Origin of the sequence: Paucibacter sp. PLA-PC-4, assembly GCF_026241155.1 — a bacterium.
In the GTDB taxonomy this organism is placed as follows: Bacteria; Pseudomonadota; Gammaproteobacteria; order Burkholderiales; family Burkholderiaceae_C; genus Roseateles_E.
Genome location: NZ_JAPFGP010000002.1, coordinates 175,888 through 196,822 on the forward strand (window position 1 = coordinate 175,888; position 20,935 = coordinate 196,822).

Below are 20,935 nucleotides of genomic sequence, written 5' to 3' on the forward strand. Positions count from 1 at the left end.
TAGCTGCCACGAACGCGCTGCGCGCCTGAGACAATCCGGCGATGAGCTTGATCGATGTCGTGTTGCTGGGCCTGCTGGCCCTGGTGCTTGTCTTGTTGCTATGGCTGGTGTGGGCGCAGCAGCGACGCCGGCAAGAGCAGGGCGCTGAGCTGGCGGCCTTGCTGGCGCCGGTGGTGCAGCAGAGCTCCGAGCGGCTGGAGCGTTCGCTGCGCGACGAGCTGACCCGCAGCGCCGGCGGCACCCGCCAGGAGTTGTTGGCGACCCTGGCGCAGTTCCAGCAGACGCTGCTGACCCAGGGCGGCGATGTGGCGCGTACGCAGAACGAGCAGATTGACAGCTTCCGTGTGCAGTTGGGTGGGCTGCAGCAATCTCTGTCGGCTCAGGCGCTGGCGGCCCGCGAGGCGCAGGACGCGGCCGCGCTGCGCGGCGCGCAGGCGCAAACCCAGGCGATGCAGCGGCTGTCCGACACGATGAGCGAGCAGCTCAAGGCGCTGTCGCAGGCCAATGAGCAGCGCCTGGCCGAGGTGCGCTTGACCGTCGAGCAGCGGCTGACCGCGATCCAGCAGGACAACGAAAAGAAGCTCGAGCAGATGCGCGCCACCGTCGACGAGAAGCTGCATGCCACGCTGGAGCAGCGCCTGGGCGAGAGCTTCAAGCAGGTGGCGGAGCGGCTGGAGCAGGTGCACAAGGGCCTGGGCGAGATGCAGAACCTGGCCCGCGATGTCGGCTCGCTGAACCGCGTGCTGACCAATGTGAAGACGCGCGGCATCTTCGGCGAGGTGCAACTGGCCGGCCTTCTGGAGCAGGTTTTCACTCCCGAGCAGTACGCGTCGAACGTGGCGACGATTCCAGGTAGCGCCGAGCGGGTCGAGTTCGCGATCGCGTTGCCGGGCCAGCGCGATGACGGCAAGCCGCTGTGGCTGCCTATCGATGCGAAGTTTCCGCGCGAGGACTATGAGCGCTTGCTGGAGGCGCAGGAGCGTGCCGATGCGGCCGGCGTCGAGGCGGCCGGCAAGGCCATCGAGAGTCGGCTGCGGCTGGAGGCGAAAACCATCCGCGAGAAGTACATCGCGCCGCCGCACACCACCGACTTCGGCATGCTGTTCGTGCCGACCGAAGGCCTCTATGCCGAGGCGCTGCGCCGGCCCGGCCTGATGCAGGCCCTGCAGACCGAGTTCAAGGTAATGCTGGTCGGCCCGACCACTTTGCTGGCGACTCTGACCAGCTTGCAGATGGGCTTTCGCACCTTGGCGCTGGAGAAACGTTCGGCCGAGGTCTGGGAGGTGCTGGGAGCGGTCAAGACCGAGTTCGGCAAGTTCGGCGATGTCTTGGCCAAGACCAAGAAGAAGCTCGAAGAGGCCAGCAACACCATCGATGCGGCTGAGACCCGCACCCGAGCGATGACGCGCAAGCTCAAGAGCGTGGAAGCCCTGCCCGACGAGGCGACGCAGAAATTGCTGAAATTGGGCCTTCCCGAGACCGCCGACGACGGCGATGAGGGCGAGGCTGCTTGACGAAGGCTACCGAGCCGGCCGATTTGCGCCTGGCCTTTGCCTGGCTGATTGCTACGCTGATCGCGATCCATGCCTGCATGGCCGTCACGCGGGTGGCGGCCAGCCTGTGGGTGCTGGATCAGGGCTATGGCGAGTGGACCGTCGGCGTGTTGCTAAGCCTGTTTGCGCTGGCGCCGCTGTTCCTGTCTCTGTGGGCCGGCCGGCTGGCCGATAGACACGGCTTTCATCGGCCGGTCGGCATCGGCGTGCTGATGGCGCTGTTGGGGGCGCTGGTGGCGCTGGGCTCGCAGTCGCTGTGGGCCATCACGATCAGCTGCCTGTTCAGCGGCGGCGCCATCAGCGTTGCGGCGGTGGCGATGCAGCGCGAGGCCGGGCTGATGGCTGACAACCCCGCCGAGCTGAAGCGGGTGTTCAGCTGGGTGGCGCTGGGACCGGCGCTGTCGAATGCCTTGGCGCCGGTGGCGGCCGGCGTGCTGATCGATCATGTCAGCTTTCGCGCTGCCTTCGCGCTGGCGGTGCTGCTGCCGCTGCTGGCCTGGGGTTTTGCGCTGCGGGTGCCGCGCCATGCGCCGCGCCAGCCCGCGGCCCAGGCGGGTGCGGCCGCCCGGCCTGCCTGGGATCTGCTGCGCCAGCCGGCGCTGCGCAACCTGCTCCTCCTGAATATCGTGCTGTCTGCCGCCTGGGACGCGCACAGCTTTGTCGTGCCGGTGGTGGGCCATGCGCGCGGGCTGTCGGCCTCCAGCATCGGCCTGGTGCTAGGCAGCTTTGCGGTGGCCGCCACCGTGGTGCGCCTGGCCATCGTGCGTTGGGCCCAGCATCTAGACGAGCTGAAGGCGCTGCGCGCCGCGATGGCACTGGCCACTGTGATGCTGATGGGCTATGCCTGGCTGCCTGGCACGCCGGGGTTGATGGTGGGCTCGGCCCTGCTGGGCATGTCGCTGGGCTCGGTCCAACCGATGGTTTTGGCGATGCTTCACCAGGTGACGCCGGCGGACCGCCATGGACAGGCCCTGGGCCTGCGCATGCTGGCCACCAATGGCGCGACGATCACCATGCCCGTCGGCTTCGGCCTGCTCGCGGCCGCGACGACCGCCGCCGCACCGCTGTGGCTGATGGCGGCGCTGCTGCTGGTCGCGCAGGTGCCGGCCGTGCGCATAGGGCGTGCTCGCGACGCCGATTCCTGAGCCAATCCCTGCCGGGCGGTCCTGCCTATGCGGGGTTTCCTGGGTGTGGCTGCCGCGCAATTTTCGTGCGTATAGCGACTATCCCGATGTACGGCGCAAGACGCCATGGCTAGATTGGTTGCACCGCAACAGCAAACGTTTGCGGTCATTTTAGGCCGTGTCGGCCTGCCTCATGGCTAGCCAAGGCGGCGCGTATGAGGCAGATCGGCACATCGATGCGACCGCCCTCAACAGGAATCAGCGATGACACACCACCGTACCCTCAGCCCGAGCCTGATCGCGCTCGCGCTCGCCTCCGCGTTCCCAGTGGCACAGGCGCAAAGCAGCGCGCCGGCTGTGGAGTCCAAGAAGGACGCCACCCAGCTAGAGGCCGTGATCGTCACCGGCAGCCGGCGGGTCGAGAACCTGAAGGATGTGCCGATGTCGATCTCCGCGATGAAAGGCGAGGAGCTGGATGCCTACAACGCCAGCGGGCAGGATGTGCGCGCGCTGTCGGGCCGGGTGCCCAGCCTGAACATCGAGTCGGACTTCGGCCGCTCCTTCCCGCGCTTTTACGTCCGCGGCCTGGGCAATACCGACTTCGACCTGAACGCCTCGCAGCCGGTCGGCCTGGTGTATGACGATGTGGTGCAAGAAAGCCCGATGCTCAAGGGCTTTCCGGTGTTCGATATGGAGCAGGTCGAGGTATTGCGTGGCCCGCAGGGCACGCTGTTCGGCCGCAACTCGCCGGCCGGTGTGCTGAAGTTCGACTCGGCCAAGCCGGGCAAGCGCATGGACGGCTATGCCAGCCTGGGGTTTGGCCGCTTCGGTGCGGTCAACTTTGAGGGCATGGTCAATGTGCCGATGGGCAGCGACTGGTCGCTGCGGGCCGCCGGCATTGTGCAGACCGCCGATGACCGCATCCACAATCCACAGCCCACCGGCGAGAAGAATCTGGAGGGTTATAACGACAAGGCCGCGCGCGTGCAGGCGGCCTATAGCAACGGCGGCTTCCACGGCCTGTTCAAGCTGCAGGGCCGCGACTACAAGGGCAATGCCACCACCTTCCGTGCCAACATCATCAAGCGCGGCACCAACGACTTGGTCGACGGCTTCGACTTCAAGAACTATCCCAGCGACGGCCTGAACGTCCAGACCCTGCAGTCCCACGGCCTCAGCGCCCGGCTGCGCTGGGACCTGGGCAGTATCCGCCTGCATTCGATCACCGCCTACGACCGCGCCAAGTTCTATAGCCGCGCGGATGTGGACGGCGGCATCGGCAGCCGCTTTGGCGGCGTGCCGGACGGCCCCAGCTATCCCGGCCAGCCTTCGCTGATTCCCTTCGAGGCTGAGACCGCCGACGGCCTGCCCTATCTGCGTCAAATGACGCAGGAGCTGCGCGTCGAGTCGAACACGGCGGACCCGCTGCAGTGGATCGGCGGCCTGTACTATTTCAACGAGAAGCAGCAGGTCGACAGCTTCAACTTCAACTCCTTTGCCGCCGGCAACCCGCAGAACGGCTACGCGGTGCAGCACCAGGAGTCCAAGTCCTGGGCCGCCTTCGGTTCGCTGAATTACGCCGTCAGCGCCGACCTGAAGCTGCGCGGTGGCCTGCGGTACACCAACGACAAGAAGGACTTCGACGCCCAGCGCACGCTGACGCCTGGCGGCGGCGCCAACACTGCGCTCTTGACGGCCAATCCCAAGTCCAGCAACTGGAGCTGGGACTTCAGCGCCAACTACAGCCTGGACAAGAGCACCTCACTGTTCACCCGCGTTGCCACCGGCTACCGCGCGCCCAGCATCCAGGGGCGCGTACTGTTCGGCGACTCGATCTCGGTGGCCGATTCCGAGAAGGCCCTGTCCTTCGAGGCGGGCTTCAAGACCGACATCTTGAACAATGCAGCCCGCATCAGCGGCACGGTGTTCAGCTATCGCGTCAAGGACCTGCAGCTGACCGCCGGCAGCGGTAGCGTCAATCAGAACCGCCTGATCAATGCTGACAAGGCGGTCGGTAGAGGCTTCGAGCTCGACGTGCAAGCCATCCTCAACAAGAACTGGCGCACCACGTTGGGTCTGAGCTTCAATGACACAGAGATCAAGGACGCCAGCCTGTTTGTCGCGCCTTGCGGCAATGCCAGCTTCCAGTTCCTGCAGCCCAACACCGGCTGCACGGTGCTGGACCCGGCCGGCCCGGTGGCCGGCACCGTGCTGATTGGTGGTAACGACCTGCCGCGCGCGCCGCGCTGGGTGGCGAACTGGACCCTGAAGTACAGCACCGAGCTCGCCGGTGGCGATCTCTACGTGCTGACCGACTGGGCTTACAAGGACAAGTACAACATGTTCCTGTACGAGGCCAAGGAGTACAAGGCCAAGGCCATGCTGGAAGGCGGCCTGCGCGCCGGCTATGCCTGGGGCAATGGCAAGTACGAGGCCTCGGCCTATGTGCGCAACCTGACCGACCGCCAGCAGGTGGTCGCGGCGATCGACTTCAACAACCTGACCGGCATTCTGAACGAGCCACGCAGCTACGGTGTGCAGTTCAAGGTCTCTTACTGAGCACCCCGTGTGGAACAGCTGCCGCCCGGCCTTCAGAACCAGTCGCGCAGCTGCTCCACATAGTCCGCGGGCAGGATGTGGCCGCCGGCAAAGCGCAAATGCCGCTTGCCCGGCCCGCCCAGGGCTTCGAAGAAGCTCAGGTAGGCGCTGCGGTCGGTGTACTCATCGTTGTCGGCGCTCAGCAGCCAGACCCGGTTGTCGGCTAGGCCTGGCAGTAGATTCTTGACCGCCACAGCGGCCAGCTTGTCATCCAGCAGGATGGGGGCGATGGCGGCGACATCGCCGACCCGCGCGTCCACCCCGGCCAGCAGCAGGGCGTTCTGTCCGCCCATGCTGTAGCCGGTGGCCTTGATGCGGCGGGCATCGATCTGCGGCAAGCGGGCGACCCAGTCCAGCAACAGCCGGTGGTCGCGCACGGTGTCCACGAGCATGGCCTCGTAGGGCTCGCGCTTGCCCCATAGGTGCAGATCGTCCATCAACTGCTCGACATTCAGGCGCAGGGTCTTGCGTGCGCCATGGAGCCGGGCGTCGATGGCGACCACCGCATGGCCGCGCTGCAGAGCCAGTTCGGTGAGCTTGTGGGTGTGCTCCAGGGTCTTGCCGCCCTTGTACTCGACCTGCCACCAGCGCCAATGGCTTCGCCCCATGCCGTGCATCGCGATCAGCAGCGCAAAGGGGGCGCTGGCAGTAGCTGGGTCGCTCGGGTAGATGATGCGCCCGTTGACCGTACTGCCGTCAAAGCTGGTGAAGGTGAAATCCTGGGACAGCTCCTTGATTGGCGACAGCTGCAGGGCCAAGTCTTGGGGTGGGCTGTAGGCATAGCGAACCTGGAGCTCGTCCGGGCTGATCTCATAGGGCTTGAGTCCGAAGAGGCTCCACCACAGTGCGGCAGTCAGCGCGACCGCACTGAGCAGTCCCATGGCGATCCTTGTGCGTCGTTTCATATTCGGCCTTGTTGGCACGCCGGCAGTTGCGGCTGCTTGGCATCAGCATAGAAAGCGGGCCGTGAAGACCGCGTGAGCGGGAAGCCGCGCAATTTGCAACAACTCTTGCGAATGCAGCCGGTGCACTTTTTTGCGGCCTCCGCTAAGGTGGCGGCCATTTGCACGCAAACCTTTCCCCATGAGCGAACTTGCCTCCAAATCCGACGCCGGGCTGCCGCCCGAGGGCTGGCGTCTGGTGGATCGTGAGGCGCCGCTGAACGACGCCGGCGACACGGTGCCCGAACTCCCCGGGCAGACCGAACCTTCCGGACAGATCGAACCTACCGAACCTACCGAACAGCCCGAACCCGCCGGGCCGCCGCAGCTGTCGCGCCCGGCCGGGCTCGTACGGCTTTCTGCCCCCAATCTGCCGCTCAGGCTCAACGGACGGCTGACCGCTTATAGCGTGCGCAAGGTCCGGCACCGCTGGCTCAGCTCCCTGGCCCCCTGGCGTGACCGCCGCCTGGGAGACGCCTGCGGCCTTTGGCTGGCACCTTGCAATGTGGTCCACACCCTCGGCCTGTGGCACGCGGTCGATGTGGTGTTCCTGAAGGCTGACGGTACCATCGCGCGCGTCGCCAAGCGGGTGCCACCCTGGCGTTTCCTCAGCTGCAGCCGGGCCAGCTCGGCGCTGCGGCTGCGCGCCGGCATGGTCACGGTGCTACGACTCAAGCCCGGCATGGCGCTGGATCTGGCAACCTGAGTTTCATCCGGTCGGCCCACCCGCCCACAGGGGGCGGGTTCGCCGGCCTCAGCTCATGCCTTGGTGGCGCAGCAGCGCGTCGATCTTGGGCTCGCGGCCGCGGAAGGCCTTGAAACTGTCCATCGCGTCACGCGCCCCACCGGCTTCCAGGATGCTTTGCAGAAAGCGCTGGCCAGTGGCGGGGTTGAACACACCTTCTTCCTCGAAGGCGCTCCAGGCATCGGCGCTCAGCAGCTCGGCCCATTTGTAGCTGTAGTAGCCGGCCGAATAGCCACCCGCGAAGATGTGCGAGAAGCTGTGCTGGAACCGGTTGAAGGGCGGCGGCGGCAGCACGGCTACCTCGGCGCGCACCTCGTCGAGCAGGCGCTGAATCGCGGCTTCGCTGCCCACCTCGGCGTGCATGCGCATATCGAACAGCGAGAACTCGATCTGGCGCAGGGTCTGCAGTCCGCTCTGGAAGTTCTTCGCAGCCGTCATCTTGTCGAACAGCGCGCGCGGCAGCGGCGCACCGTTGTCGACATGTTGAGTCAGCTGCTGCAGCACCTCCCACTCCCAGCAAAAGTTCTCCATGAACTGGCTGGGCAGCTCGACCGCATCCCATTCGACGCCTGAGATGCCTGAGACGCCCAGTTCATTCACCTGTGTCAGAAGATGGTGCAAGCCATGCCCGAACTCGTGAAACAGCGTCGTGACATCGTCATGCGTCAGCAGGGCCGGCTTGTCACCGACTGGCGAGGCGAAGTTGCACACCATCTGCGCCACCGGCGTTTGCTGCACACCCTCGGGCCGGGCCCAACGGCTGCGCACCTCGTCCATCCAGGCGCCTGGGCGCTTGCCGGGGCGGGCGTAGAGGTCCAGATAGAACTGGCCGACCAGCTCGCCCTGGCGGTCGAGGCGGTAGAACTTCACCGTGTCATGCCAGACCTCGGCGGCTTGCTCAACGATCTTCACATTGAACAGGCGCTCGATGATGTCGAACAGGCCTTGCAGCACGCGCGGCAGCGTGAAGTACTGCTTGACCTCCTGGTCGCTGAAGGCATAGCGGGCCTCCTTCAGGCGCTCGGAGACGAAGGCCGTGTCCCAAGCCTGCATCTCGGGCAAGGCCAGGTCTTGCGCGGCGAAGGCACGCAGCTCGGCCAGGTCCTTCTCGGCGAAGGGGCGGGCGCGGCCCGCCAAGTCGCGCAGGAACTCCAGCACCTGGGCAGGTGAGCTGGCCATCTTGGCCACGAGCGATGCCTCGGCGAAATTCTGGAAGCCCAGCAGCTGCGCCTCTTCCTGGCGCAGCATCAGCAGCTCCTGCATCAGCGCGCTATTGTCCAGTTCGGCAGGCCCGAATTCGCTGGCGCGGGTGACATAGGCGCGGTAGAGCCGCTCGCGCAGATCGCGGTGGGTGCCGTACTGCATCACCGGCATATAGACCGGGAAGTGCAGCGTCAGCTTGTGGCCCTCTTTGCCCTCGGCCGCGGCGCCATCGCGTGCGGCCGTGACCACGTCCTGGGGTACGCCGGCCAGCTCCTCGGCGCTGGCGTAGTAGGCATAGCCGTCGGTCGCGTCCATCACATGCTCGGAGAACTTCTGCGCCAGCTCGGCGCTGCGCTCCTGAATTGCCGCGAAGCGCTCCTTGGCGGCGCCCTGCAGCTCTGCGCCGGACAACACGAAGTCGCGGATCCAGTGCTTCAGCGCCTGCTGGCGGGCCGGGTTCAGGTTAGCCGCGTTGGCGTTGATGGCCTTGTACTTGGCGTAGAGCTTTTCATCGGCACCCAGGCCAGTGTAGAACTCGGTGACGGCCGGCAGCACCGCGTTGTAGGCCTCGCGCAGCTCGGGCGTGTTGGCGACGGCGTTGAGGTGGCCGACGGCGCCCCAGGCATGGCTCAGGCGCTCGGTGGCTACGCTGAGGATGCGGGCCAGCGTGTCGTAGTCGGGCGGCGTGTCCTCTGCCGTCGCGGTGTTCAGCGCGGCCTGGGCCTGGCTCAGCAGTTCGGCAATGGCCGGCTGGATGTGCTCGGGTTTGATGCTGGCAAAAGCCGGCAGCGCGGCGGTGGAGAGCAGCGGATTCGTCATGGCTTCAGGCCTTGTTTGCGGCGACACGTTCTGCTGACTCTAACGTGTTGACCAGCAGCATCGTGATGGTCATCGGCCCGACCCCACCGGGCACCGGGGTGATCCAGCCGGCCACTTCCTTGACGCCGGCAAAATCGACATCGCCGCAGAGCTTGCCTTCGTCGTTGCGGTTCATGCCCACATCGATCACGATGGCGCCGGGCTTGAGCATGTCGGCGGTCAAGACATTGCGCTTGCCGACTGCGGCCACGACGACGTCGGCTTGGCGGGTGAAGGCGCCGATGTCCGGCGTGCCGCTGTGGCATACGGTGACGGTGGCATTGGCCTGCAACAGCAGCAGGGCCATCGGTTTGCCGACGGTGTTGCTGCGGCCGATCACGACCGCGTGCTTGCCCTTCAGCGACACGCCGGTGCTCTCGATCAGCTTCATGCAGCCATAGGGCGTGCAGGGTCGGAAGCCGGGCAGGCCGGTGAGGGTTTCGCCTGCCGACAGCACCGAGTAGCCGTCCACGTCCTTGCGTGTGGAGATGGCCTCGATGACCTTGTGCGGGTCGATGTGCTTGGGCAGCGGCATCTGCACCAAAATGCCGTGGATGCTAGGGTCCTGGTTGAGTGCTTCGACGCGAGCCAGCAACTCCGCTTCGCTCAGGGTGGCGTCGTACTTTTCGAGCACCGAGTGCAGGCCGTACTCCTCGCAGGCCTTGACCTTGTTGCGCACATAGACCGCGCTGGCCGGGTCTTCGCCGACCAGGATGACCGCTAGGCCGGGCTTGACACCGTTGGCCGTCAGGGTGGCCGCGCGTTGCGCCACCTCGGCGCGGATTTGCTTGGACAGGGCGTTACCGTCGATCAGTTGTGCGGTCATGGTTGTGCTTCCGGAAATGCAACGAGGCCGCATTCAGCGGCCTCGTCAGTGGTCATTCGAACTCAGGCCTTGGCCGGCGCGCCGAGCGCAATCTTCAGCAGGTCGGCCACGGTGTTGGCATTGAGCTTTTCCATAATGTTGGCGCGGTGCGCCTCCACCGTCTTGATGCTGATGCCCAGGTCGTCGGCGATTTGCTTGTTCAGGCGGCCCGCGACGATGCGCTCCAGCACCTGGGCTTCGCGCGTCGTCAGGCGCGAGAGCAGGGCGTCACGGCTGGCGGCTTCTTGATGCGTCGAGAAGGCGTTGCGGGCCTGGTCCAGCATGCGCTCGACCAGCGCCAGCAACTCGTCTTCCTTGAAGGGCTTCTCGATGAAGTCCATCGCGCCCTTCTTCATCGTCTGTACCGCCATCGGTACATCGCCGTGACCGGTGATGAAGACCACCGGCAGCGGGCTGCGGCGCTCCAGTAGGCGGTCCTGCAACTCCAGGCCGCTCATGCCTTCCATGCGGATGTCGGCGATCAGACAGGCCACTTCGCGCGGGTCGTAGCGGCTCAGGAAGCTCTCGGCGGAGTCAAAGCACTTGACGCGGTAGTCCTTGCCTTCCAGCAGCCATTGCAGGGAATCCCGCACGGCCTCGTCATCGTCAACAACGTAGACGTTACCCTTCTTCGGAATCAGACTCATGGTGTCGCAGCAGTGTTCGTAGCAGTGCCCGAGGGCTCGGGGCGCGGGATGTCTACCGGGATGGTGAAGGCGAACCGGCACCCCACAATAGCCGCACCATTGTATAAGTTCTCGGCCCTGATCCGGCCTTGGTGGGACTCAACGATGGACCGGCATAACCCTAGGCCAATGCCCAGTCCGTCCGCTTTGGTCGAGAAGAAGGCCTCGTACATGCGCTCGATCACCTCCTCGGGCAGGCCCGGGCCCATATCGGTGACGCTGAACTCGATATGGCCACCGAGCTCGGGCGTGTGTTTAGGGATCACTCTCAGTTCGATGTGGCGGCGCGACACTGGAAGGCCGGCGTTGTCGATCGCCTCGGCGGCGTTCTTCAGCAGGTTCAGCACCACCTGCTCGATCAGGATCGGGTCCACCATCAGCGGGGGCAAGCGCTGGGCCACATAGGTGTGGATCGCGACATTGCGCCGGCGCAGCTCGATACCGGCCAGCTCGACCGCGTCTTCGATGATCTCGGGCGCGCTGGAGGCTTGGCGCTGTGGCTCGCTGCGCTTCACGAAGTTGCGGATACGATGAATGATCTGGCCGGCGCGCTGAGCCTGCTTGGCGGTCTTCTCCAACGCTGCCAACAGGTCGTCCTTTTGAATCGCATCATTGCGCACCCGCGAGACCATGCCGTTGCAGTAGTTGGTAATTGCGGTCAGCGGCTGGTTCAGCTCATGGGCGACGCTGGAGGCCATCTCCCCCATGGTCATCAGCCGGCTGGTCACTTGCGCTTTTTCGGCCTGCTGGGCCGACAGCATCTCGGCGTGGCGGCGCGCGGTGATGTCGGTGGCGATCAGCATCTGGGCCAGGCGGCCGTCGGTCCACTGCAGATAGCGGGCGCGGACATCGAACCACATCTCCAAGGTGTCGATATAGACCTCGCGCGGGTCGGATCCGACCTCGGTCAGCTGCTGGGCTGGCAGGCCGCCGTAATCGTCGACCTCTTCGTCCGTTTCCGGCTCGGCCTCGCTGCGGCCCAACTGGCTGCCGGCCAGCACTGCATGTCCCTTGGGGTCCGCGCCGAACCATAGCCGGTAGCTGCGGTTGGCGAACAGCAACTCGCCCTGCTGCACCGACAGCACCGAAACCGCCGCGTCCAGGCCCTCCAGCACCGTGGTGAATCGCTCGTGCGAGGCGCTGAGCTGGTCGCGCACCCGCTTGGCCTCGGTGATATTGGTCATCGAGGTCATCCAGCCGCTTTGCTTGCCCTTGGGGTCGATCAGCGGCGAGACATACATGCGGGCGTCGAAGATGGTGCCGTCCTTGCGCATCACCTTGACCTCGGCGCCGCCCGAGGGGCTGCGGCCTTGGACCTCCTGTTGAAGCAGTCGCGAATTCTCCTCGTAGCGGTCGGTGGGCCAGTAGGGGAAGGGCGGTTTGCGGCCGATCAGCTCAGCCTCGGAGAAGCCTGTCATCGCGCAGAAGGCCGGGTTCACATAGGAGATGCGCGACTCCATGTCCATGGCTCGCATGCCGGTCAACATCGAGTTCTCCATCGCGCGGCGGAAGTTGGTCTCGCTGGAAAGCGCGGTCTGGATCTGCAGACGCCGGCGCATATGCTTCCAGGTGCCCAGGAGCATCCACACGGTCAGCACCGAAAGCGCCACCACCATCCAGAACAAGGTGTTGGAGATCAGGCCGATTGAGGTGCGGTAGCCCTGGCCGCGCAGGATCAGGCCGTTCATCGCCGGGGCCAGCGGCACGTCATGCATGATGGAGGCGCGCTGCAGGCGCTGGCCCGGCATCGGCGTCACGGTGCTGCTGACGATCTGCTCGCGGCCGTCCAGCACCGCCACCGGATGGCGGGCCGCCACCTCGGACGGCACAGAGTAGCGCAGCAGCGCCTCGACCGAGTATTCTGCGATCAGTACGCCCGAGAAGCCGCTGCGGTCGATCAGGGGCACCTGGACCTGGAATACGGTCAGGTTGTTGAAGTCGTTGAAGGCCAGCGAATAGGTCGGCTGGCGCCGGTCCTTGGCGGCCTGGAAGGCCAGCTCGGGCGCGCTTGACTGCTCGGCCATCGGCATTGACGGGTCGCGGCCGTCGTCGCCCATCAGGCTCTCGGCCTGGAAGCCGGCGGCGCTGACACTGGCGCGGCGCTTGCGCTGGCTGTTGAGCCAGGTGACATGGGTGATCTCGGGCCGGTCGCGGGCAAAGGCCGAGGCCTGGGCGGTGAACTCGTGCGCATCGACCGCGCGGGTGACGATCTCCCGGGCGATGCGCACCAGCTGTTCCTGGTTCTCGATCAGGCGCAGCCGGATCTGCTGCTGGGCGATCTCGGTGTCGCGCTTGACTGCCTCGGCCTCGCGCTCGATCTCCTCGTTACGCAGGTACCAGAAGGCCAGGATGATGGCCGCGAGGAACAGCATCACCGAGATCAGCGGGCCCAGCGTGGCGAAGCGGTCCTGGCGCGACGGCGACTGGCGCCGCCACCAGGTGGCGGCCAGGCGCTGCAGCGGGAGGGTGGCGCGGCGCAGCGCGCCCTTGATGGCGAGACGGGAAAGCATGGGCTGATTATCCCGGCGCCGGCCATGCTGCAGCCTCGGCGCATTCCCTGTTGTTTCATTATATGAAATGCACTCGCGCAATTTGGGAGTGTTGCGAACTTGTGCGACACTCCGCGCGAAACGCTTTTAGAGTCAGCCCTCAATAAAAGGAGACAAGCATGTCTGCGCAGCCGCAATCTTTTCTTGGCGCCGCCGCCAACGACACCGATGCCCAGGAAACCAAGGAGTGGTTGGACGCTTTGTCTGCCGTGATTGGTGAAGAGGGCGGTGAGCGCGCGCATTTTCTGCTTGAGACCCTGATCGGCCATGCCCGTCAGGCCGGCATTGATGTGCCTTTCTCGGCCAACACCGCCTATGTCAACACCATCCCGGTGGAGCAGCAGGCCCATTGCCAGGGCAATATCGCCATCGAGAAGCGCCTGCGCGCTTTCATGCGCTGGAACGCGATGGCCATGGTGGTGCGGGCCAACCGCCTGAACCCCGAAGACGGCGGCGATCTGGGCGGCCATATCGGCTCCTTCGCCTCGGTGGCTAGCATGTTCGGTGCCGGCTTCAACCATTTCTGGCACGCCGAGAGCGAGGGCCACGGCGGCGATCTGCTCTATATCCAGGGCCATAGCGCGCCCGGCATCTATGCCCGCGCCTATCTGGAGGGGCGCCTGACCGAGACCCAGCTCGACAGCTTCCGCCAGGAGGTGGACGGCAGGGGGCTGTCCAGCTACCCGCATCCCAAGCTGATGCCCGAGTTCTGGCAGTTCCCGACGGTCTCTATGGGCCTGGGCCCGCTGATGGCGATCTACCAGGCGCGTTTTCTGAAGTATCTGCATGCCCGCGGCATTGCCGATACTGCCAACCGAAAGGTCTGGGTGTTCTGCGGCGACGGTGAGATGGACGAGCCTGAGTCGCTGGGCGCGATCGGCCTGGCCGCACGCGAGAACCTCGACAACCTGGTCTTTGTCGTCAACTGCAATCTGCAGCGCCTGGACGGCCCGGTGCGCGGCAACGGCAAGATCGTGCAGGAGCTGGAGAGCGAATTCCGCGGCAGCGGCTGGAACGTGATCAAGCTGCTGTGGGGCAATGGTTGGGACGCCCTGCTGGCGCGTGACAAGAGCGGCAAGCTCAAGCAGCTGATGATGGAGACGCTGGACGGCGACTACCAGGCCATGAAGGCCAATGACGGTGCTTTCGTGCGCAAGAATTTCTTCGGCAAATATCCGGAGACGGCGAAGCTCGTCGAGCACATGAGCGACGAGGAGGTGTTCGAGCTGCGCCGCGGCGGCCACCAGCCCGAGAAGGTTTATGCAGCTTTCCATGCCGCCCACCACAACACCACGGGCCAACCCACCGTGCTGCTGGTCAAGACCGTCAAGGGCTATGGCATGGGCAAGGCCGGTGAGGGCAAGAACACCGTGCACCAGACCAAGAAGCTGTCGGACGAGGACATCAAGTACATCCGCGACCGCTTCAACATCCCCATCCCCGATAGCGAGCTGCCCAAGCTGCCTTACTACAAGCCGGCCGAGGACACGCCGGAGATGCGTTATCTGCACGAGCGTCGCCAGGCCCTGGGCGGCTATCTGCCGCAGCGCCGCGTCAAGGCCGAGGAGAGCTTCACCGTGCCGCCGCTGGATACCTTCAAGGCGGTGCTGGAGCCCACGGCCGAGGGCCGCGAGATCTCGACCACCCAGGCCTATGTGCGCTTCCTGACCCAACTGCTGCGCGATCCGGCGCTGGGCCCGCGCACTGTGCCCATCCTGGTCGACGAGGCGCGCACTTTCGGCATGGAAGGCCTGTTCCGCCAGATCGGCATTTACAACCCCAAGGGTCAGCTCTACACCCCGGTCGACAAAGACCAGGTGATGTACTACCGCGAGGACAAGGCCGGCCAGATCCTGCAGGAAGGCATCAACGAAGCCGGAGGCATGGCCAGCTGGATCGCTGCGGCGACGTCGTACTCGACGAACAACCGGGTGATGATCCCCTTCTACGTCTACTACTCGATGTTCGGTTTCCAGCGCATCGGCGACTTGGCCTGGGCTGCTGGTGATATGCAGGCGCGCGGCTTCCTTTTGGGCGGCACCTCGGGCCGCACCACGCTGAACGGCGAAGGCCTGCAGCACGAGGACGGCCACAGCCACATCCTGGCCGGCACCATTCCGAACTGCATCAGCTACGACCCGAGCTTCGCGCACGAAGTGGCGGTGATCCTGCACAGCGGCCTCAAGCGCATGGTCGAGAATCAGGAAAACGTCTACTTCTACATCACGCTGCTCAACGAGAACTACCCGATGCCGGGCCTGCAGGTGGGTACCGAGGAGCAGATTCTGAAGGGCATGTATTTGCTTGACGAGGCCGGCGACACCAGCAAGCCAGTCGTCAACCTGCTGGGTTCCGGCACCATCCTGCGCGAAAGCCAGGCCGCCAAGAAGTTGCTGGAAGCCGACTGGGGCGTCAGCGCTCATGTTTGGAGCTGCCCGAGCTTCAACGAGCTGACCCGCGACGGCCAGGACGCCGAGCGCTGGAATCTGCTGCACCCGACCGAGGCTCCGCGCGTCTCCTTCGTCGCCCAGCAGCTGGCCAAGACCAGCGGCCCGGTGATCGCGTCGACCGACTACATGAAGAACTACGCCGAGCAGATCCGCGCCTTCATTCCGGCCGGTCGCAGCTACAAGGTGCTGGGCACCGACGGCTTCGGCCGCTCGGATTTCCGCTACAAGCTGCGCGAGCATTTCGAGATCAACCGCCACTACATCGTCGTGGCGGCGCTGAAGACCTTGGCAGACGAAGGCAAGCTGCCGCTGGCCAAGGTGGCCGAGGCGATTGCGAAGTACGGCATCAAGGCCGACAAGATCAACCCCCTGTACGCTTGATTCAGCGGCCTCGCGGAGACAACACATGGCATTGGTAGAAGTCAAGGTCCCGGACATCGGGGACGTCAAGGACGTGGCAGTCATCGAGCTGCTGGTCAAGGTTGGCGACACGGTCAAGGCCGAGCAGAGCCTGATCACTGTCGAGAGCGACAAGGCCTCGATGGAGATCCCCAGCTCGACCGCAGGCGTCGTCAAAGAGATCAAGGTCAAGATCGGTGACACGGTCAATGAGGGCAGCTTGGTGCTGCTGTTGGAAGCCGAAGGTGCGGCCGCTGCTGCGCCGGCCCCGGCACCGGCAGCCACTGCGGCGCCGGCTCCCGCGCCAGCGGCTGCTGCTGCTGCTGCTGCTGCTGCTGCTGCTGCTGCGCCCGCCGCCGCGCCTGCCGCTAGCGGCACGGTCGAGGTGGTCGTACCCGACATCGGCGATTTCGACGAGGTCGCGGTGATTGAGGTGATGGTCAAGGCCGGCGATACCGTCAAGGTCGAGCAAAGCCTGATCACGGTCGAGAGCGACAAGGCCTCCATGGAGATTCCGTCCTCGCATGCCGGCGTAATCAAGGACCTGAAGGTCAAGGTCGGTGACAAGGTGGCCAAAGGCACGCTGCTGGCGCTGCTGGAAGTGAAGGGCGCTGCTCAGGCACCGGTCGCTGCGACACCGGCAGCAGCACCCGCAGCGGCACCGGCTTTTGCCGCTGCTGCGCCGGTGGCCCCGGCTGAGCGCGCCGCGCCGGCTGTGACTGCCGCCCTGCCCGCCCATGAGCCAAGCTCGCCCAGCGGCAAGCTGCCGCATGCCTCGCCCAGCATTCGCAAGCTGGCGCGCGAGCTGGGTGTGCCCTTGACCGAGGTCAAGGGTACGGGTGCCAAGGGTCGCATCACCGAAGGCGATGTGCAGGGCTTCGTCAAGGCGGTGATGGCCGGCGCTGTACAGACGGCCGCGCAGAAGGCAGCCGCCCCGGCCGGCTCCACTGCCGGTGGAGGCGCCTTCCCGGGCCTGCTGGCCTGGCCCAAGGTCGACTTCGAAAAGTTCGGCCCGGTCGAGCGCAAGGAGTTGTCGCGCATTAAGAAGATCAGCGGCGCTAATCTGCATCGCAACTGGGTCGTGATCCCGCATGTGACGAATCACGACGATGCGGACATCACAGAGCTGGAAGCCTTCCGTGTTGCAACCAACAAGGAAAACGAGAAGTCCGGCATCAAGGTCACGATGCTGGCCTTCATGATCAAGGCGGCCGTCGCCGCGCTCAAAAAATTCCCCGAGTTCAACAGCTCGCTGGACGGCGACGGCACGCTGGTGCTGAAGAACTATTTCCACATCGGCTTTGCGGCGGACACGCCGAATGGCTTGGTCGTGCCCGTCATCAAGGACGCCGACAAGAAGGGCATCTTCCAGATCAGCCAAGAAATGGGCGAGCTGGCCAAGAAGGCGCGCGACGGCAAGTTGGGGCCCGCCGATATGAGCGGGGGCTGTTTCTCGATCTCTTCGCTGGGCGGCATTGGTGGCAAGTACTTCACGCCCATCATCAACGCCCCTGAAGTCGCCATCATGGGCGTCTGCAAGAGCAGCATCGAACCGGTCTGGGACGGCAAGGCCTTCCAGCCGCGCCTGATCCTGCCGCTGAGCCTGAGCTGGGACCACCGCGTGATCGACGGCGCGGCAGCGGCCCGCTTCAATGTCTATTTCGCGTCCTTGCTGGCGGACTTCCGCCGCATTGCACTCTGATCGGGAGCGGAACATGGCATTGATTGAAGTGAAGGTCCCGGACATCGGTGACTCCAAGGACGTGGCCGTGATCGAGGTGATGGTCAAGGTCGGCGACACCATCAAGGTCGAGCAGAGCCTGATCACCGTCGAGAGCGACAAGGCCTCGATGGAAATTCCGTCGACCCATGCGGGCGTCGTCAAGGAGATGAAGCTCAAGATAGGCGACGTGGTCAATACCGGCACGCTGGTGTTGATGCTGGACTCGGATGCAGTGGCCGCGCCGGCACCTGCCGCTGCGGCAGCAGTACCTGCTGCACCCGTTGTGGCGCCAACGGCCGCCAGCTTTGCTGGCAGTGCCGATGGCGAGTACGACGTGGTCGTGCTCGGCGGTGGTCCCGGCGGGTATTCGGCCGCCTTCCGCGCCGCCGATCTGGGCCTGAAGGTGGCCCTGGTCGAGCGCTACACAACGCTGGGCGGCGTCTGCTTGAATGTCGGCTGCATTCCCTCGAAAGCCCTGCTGCATGTCGCTGCGGTGATGGACGAGGTGAAGCACTTCGCCGAGCTGGGCGTGACATTCAGCGAGCCCACGGTCGAGTTGCCCAAGCTGCTCAAGCACAAGCAGAAGGTCATCGGTAAGCTGACCGGCGGTCTGGCGATGATGGCCAAGATGCGCAAGGTCACGGTGATGCGCGGCTACGGGGCATTGCTCGACGCCCATCACCTGAGCGTCGAAGAGACGGCTGGCGAAGGCCAAGACAAAACCGGCAAGACCCAGACGCTGAAGTTCAAGAAGATCATTCTCGCGGCCGGTTCGCAGGCCGTGCGTCTGCCCTTCATGCCCCAAGACCCGCGGGTCATCGACTCGACCGGTGCGCTGGAGCTGAATACGGCGCCCAAGCGCATGCTGATCGTCGGCGGCGGCATCATCGGCCTGGAGATGGGCACCGTCTACAGCACGCTGGGCGCGCGCCTGGATGTCGTGGAAATGCTGCCCACGCTAATGACCGGCGCCGACCGCGATCTGGTCAAGGTCTGGCAGAAGTTCAATGCCCATCGCTTCGACAACATCATGCTGAACACCAAGACGGTGGCGGCTGAAGCGACGCCCGAAGGCATCAAGGTCTCCTTCGAAGGCGAGGGCGCGCCCAAGGAACCCCAGGTCTATGACTTGGTGCTGCAGGCCGTGGGCCGCACGCCCAATGGCAAGAAGATCGGTGCCGACAAGGCAGGTGTCATCGTCAGCGAGCGCGGATTCATCCCGGTGGACGTGCAGATGCGCACCAACGTCGCCAATGTTTTCGCGATCGGCGACCTGGTCGGACAGCCCATGCTGGCGCACAAGGCCGTGCATGAGGGGCATGTGGCGGCCGAAGTGATCGCCGGCGAACTGCTGAGCGATGCCAATCTGGCCAAGGCGCAGTTCGACGCGCGCGTGATCCCGAGCGTTGCCTATACCGACCCTGAGGTGGCCTGGGTGGGTATCACCGAGGAGGAGGCCAAGGCCAAGGGCATCAAGATCAAGAAGGGCCTCTTGCCCTGGTCGGCCTCCGGTCGTGCCATCGCCAACGGGCGTGACGAGGGCTTCACCAAGCTGCTGTTCGACGAAGAGTCACACCGCATCATCGGCGGCGGCATTGTCGGCACCCACGCCGGTGACATGATCGGCGAGATCGCGCTGGCCATCGAGATGGGGGCCGACGCGGTGGACATCGGCAAGACCATCCACCCGCATCCCACGCTTGGCGAGAGCATAGGCCTGGCGGCGGAAGTGGCGCACGGCTCCTGCACGGATGTGCCGCCGGCGCGCAAATAGGCTTGTCGATCCTCTGGCGAAGCCCGGACCGGCAACGGTCCGGGCTTTTCATACTGGCGCCAGGCTCGCGCAATTCGCCACGCCCCGGCGATCAATCTGAAGCCGCAGCTTGGTGCCTAGCGCCAGGGCAGACCAGTGCGCCTGGCTGAGCCTGCAGGTCCAGGCCTGACCCTTACCGGCGCGCAGATGCGCCTCGAAGAAGGCCTGGCGCTGGCCCAGTCGCTGCGCGCCGAGCCTGTCCGGCAACAGGTTGCTGAGCGCCGGTTGCGGCCATTGCGCCGGCGTCGCCTCGTCGCCTTCTGAGCGCACCGTGTACTGGCTGCGCCATTGCGGCTGCATGAAGCGGCAGTGGTCTGCGCCGCCGCCGGGCGCGTCCAACCGGCGACGGTCGATCTCCCGGGCGCCGCTCGGCATGTCGTCGCACCAGGCGGATCCGCTCTCATCGACCCGTTTCTCGATCTTGATCTCGAAGCGCCAGGTCTTGCGCGCGAGCTCCACATCGACACCGCGCGGCCCGAACAGGCGCCAGCCCAGCGGCAGCGTCAGCAGTGCGATCAGCAGCAGCAAGCCCCCGCGTCGGCGGACCGGGCTGCCGCCGGCGATGCGTCCCAGAGCGATGGTCATGCTTGTGCATTGTCCACGGGCCGAATCTGCGTGTCGGGGCTTTTCGGCGAGCTGCCGCCGGTGGTACAAGCACGAGACGGCAAAGCAGGAGAGGCGGCCATGTCAGGCGGAGACTGGAAGGAAATGTTCGCAGCGGCGGTCGATGGCGACATCGAGCTGCTGCGCTACCACCTGCGCTCGGGCGTTGATCCAAACTATCAGCACCCGGAGTTCATGAGCACGCCGCTGGTGGCCTGCATCCTGGCTGGCCAGCACGAGGCGGCGGCGCTGTTGCTGGACTATGGCGCCGACCGGCAGCTGCTGTCCGAGACCGACGGCATGACGCCGCTGCAAGCAGCCCGCCATCGACGCAGCGCCGAGCTGCTTCGCTTGATCGACCCGCAGGCTGAACTGGTACCGTCGCAGCCGGTCTTCTGGCGGCGCTGGCTGCAGGCCCTACATTCCCCGCGTCAACGGAGCACCAGCCCATGAAAGTCTCCGCCGTGCGCGTGTTTGTGCGCGATCTGGTCTCTGCGCAGGTCTTCTACCAGCAGGCGCTGGGCTTGAAGCTCAAGCACGGTGATGCCGGCGCCGCCTATCGCGTCTTTGATGCTGGCTCGGCAGATCTGGTGCTGGAGTGCGTGGCGAGCGACGCGCCGCAAGAGGAGCAGGCCCTGGTGGGCCGCTTCACCGGCCTGTCTTTTGCCGTCTCCGACATCCGTGCCCGCCATACGGAGCTCAGTGCGGCGGGTGTGCCCTTCAGCGGCGCGCCCGAGCAGCAGCCCTGGGGCGGCTGGTTGGCCACCTTGGTCGACCCGGCCGGCAACCAGCTGCAGCTGGTTCAGTATCCCGGCTGAGTCGCGC

At 65.4% G+C, this 20,935-nt stretch carries 15 protein-coding genes; 9 read left to right on the forward strand and 6 right to left on the reverse strand.

Annotated elements, in window-relative coordinates:
• Positions 1–41 precede the first annotated feature (41 nt).
• The 3 genes from OOZ63_RS03735 to OOZ63_RS03745 all read left to right on the forward strand — a co-directional run bounded on the left by OOZ63_RS03735 (position 42) and on the right by OOZ63_RS03745 (position 5,236).
• Positions 42–1,514 carry a DNA recombination protein RmuC gene (locus OOZ63_RS03735; RefSeq protein WP_266003987.1) on the forward strand — a complete coding sequence of 491 codons (1,473 nt, stop codon included), beginning with the start codon at positions 42–44 and terminating at the stop codon, positions 1,512–1,514.
• The gene (locus OOZ63_RS03740) at positions 1,511–2,698 is read left to right on the forward strand and encodes an MFS transporter (RefSeq protein WP_266003988.1); all 1,188 of its coding nucleotides are present in this window, start codon (positions 1,511–1,513) and stop codon (positions 2,696–2,698) included. The genes OOZ63_RS03735 and OOZ63_RS03740 overlap by 4 nt, the downstream gene beginning before the upstream one ends.
• 243 nt (positions 2,699–2,941) lie before the next feature.
• Positions 2,942–5,236: a TonB-dependent receptor gene (locus OOZ63_RS03745; protein ID WP_266003989.1), complete on the forward strand. Its 2,295-nt coding sequence runs from the start codon at positions 2,942–2,944 to the stop codon at positions 5,234–5,236.
• A 32-nt stretch (positions 5,237–5,268) separates the two neighbouring features.
• Here OOZ63_RS03745 and OOZ63_RS03750 read toward each other — a convergent pair whose 3' ends face one another.
• Complete coding sequence (locus OOZ63_RS03750) at positions 5,269–6,180, reverse strand: dienelactone hydrolase family protein (RefSeq protein ID WP_266003990.1); 912 nt, start codon at positions 6,178–6,180, stop codon at positions 5,269–5,271.
• A gap of 178 nt (positions 6,181–6,358) precedes the next feature.
• Between OOZ63_RS03750 and OOZ63_RS03755 the strand changes: the two genes are divergently transcribed.
• Entirely contained in the window at positions 6,359–6,922 is a 564-nt protein-coding gene (locus OOZ63_RS03755; RefSeq protein WP_266003992.1) for a DUF192 domain-containing protein, read from the forward strand.
• A 48-nt stretch (positions 6,923–6,970) separates the two neighbouring features.
• Here the strand turns inward: OOZ63_RS03755 and OOZ63_RS03760 are convergent, their stop codons facing one another.
• The 4 genes from OOZ63_RS03760 to OOZ63_RS03775 all read right to left on the reverse strand — a co-directional run bounded on the left by OOZ63_RS03760 (position 6,971) and on the right by OOZ63_RS03775 (position 13,083).
• On the reverse strand, positions 6,971–8,983 hold the full coding sequence (locus OOZ63_RS03760) for a M3 family metallopeptidase (protein WP_266003993.1): 2,013 nt from the start codon (positions 8,981–8,983) through the stop codon (positions 6,971–6,973).
• Between the two features lie 4 nt (positions 8,984–8,987).
• Entirely contained in the window at positions 8,988–9,848 is an 861-nt protein-coding gene (gene folD / locus OOZ63_RS03765; RefSeq protein ID WP_266003994.1) for a bifunctional methylenetetrahydrofolate dehydrogenase/methenyltetrahydrofolate cyclohydrolase FolD, read from the reverse strand.
• A 62-nt stretch (positions 9,849–9,910) separates the two neighbouring features.
• Positions 9,911–10,534, reverse strand: coding sequence for a response regulator transcription factor (locus OOZ63_RS03770; RefSeq protein WP_137944538.1), 624 nt, complete (start codon positions 10,532–10,534; stop codon positions 9,911–9,913).
• A complete protein-coding gene (locus OOZ63_RS03775; protein ID WP_266003996.1) occupies positions 10,531–13,083 on the reverse strand; it encodes a PAS domain-containing sensor histidine kinase in 2,553 nt (850 codons plus the stop codon). The genes OOZ63_RS03770 and OOZ63_RS03775 overlap by 4 nt, the downstream gene beginning before the upstream one ends.
• Before the next feature lie 158 nt (positions 13,084–13,241).
• Here OOZ63_RS03775 and aceE point away from each other — a divergent pair, with 158 nt between their 5' ends.
• The 3 genes from aceE to lpdA are packed head-to-tail and all read left to right on the forward strand — an operon-like array spanning position 13,242 to position 19,468.
• The gene (gene aceE / locus OOZ63_RS03780) at positions 13,242–15,953 is read left to right on the forward strand and encodes a pyruvate dehydrogenase (acetyl-transferring), homodimeric type (RefSeq protein ID WP_266003998.1); all 2,712 of its coding nucleotides are present in this window, start codon (positions 13,242–13,244) and stop codon (positions 15,951–15,953) included.
• Between the two features lie 25 nt (positions 15,954–15,978).
• Positions 15,979–17,673, forward strand: a complete 1,695-nt coding sequence (gene aceF / locus OOZ63_RS03785; RefSeq protein WP_266003999.1) for a dihydrolipoyllysine-residue acetyltransferase — start codon at positions 15,979–15,981, stop codon at positions 17,671–17,673.
• A gap of 13 nt (positions 17,674–17,686) precedes the next feature.
• Positions 17,687–19,468, forward strand: a complete 1,782-nt coding sequence (gene lpdA / locus OOZ63_RS03790) for a dihydrolipoyl dehydrogenase (protein WP_266004000.1) — start codon at positions 17,687–17,689, stop codon at positions 19,466–19,468.
• A 48-nt stretch (positions 19,469–19,516) separates the two neighbouring features.
• On the opposite strand, the gene OOZ63_RS03795 is transcribed toward lpdA, so the two are convergent.
• Entirely contained in the window at positions 19,517–20,092 is a 576-nt protein-coding gene (locus tag OOZ63_RS03795) for a hypothetical protein (RefSeq protein WP_266004001.1), read from the reverse strand.
• A 99-nt stretch (positions 20,093–20,191) separates the two neighbouring features.
• Between OOZ63_RS03795 and OOZ63_RS03800 the strand changes: the two genes are divergently transcribed.
• Positions 20,192–20,563 carry an ankyrin repeat domain-containing protein gene (locus OOZ63_RS03800; RefSeq protein WP_266004002.1) on the forward strand — a complete coding sequence of 124 codons (372 nt, stop codon included), beginning with the start codon at positions 20,192–20,194 and terminating at the stop codon, positions 20,561–20,563.
• Positions 20,560–20,928 carry a VOC family protein gene (locus tag OOZ63_RS03805; RefSeq protein WP_266004003.1) on the forward strand — a complete coding sequence of 123 codons (369 nt, stop codon included), beginning with the start codon at positions 20,560–20,562 and terminating at the stop codon, positions 20,926–20,928. The genes OOZ63_RS03800 and OOZ63_RS03805 overlap by 4 nt, the downstream gene beginning before the upstream one ends.
• The last annotated feature ends 7 nt before the right edge of the window (positions 20,929–20,935 follow it).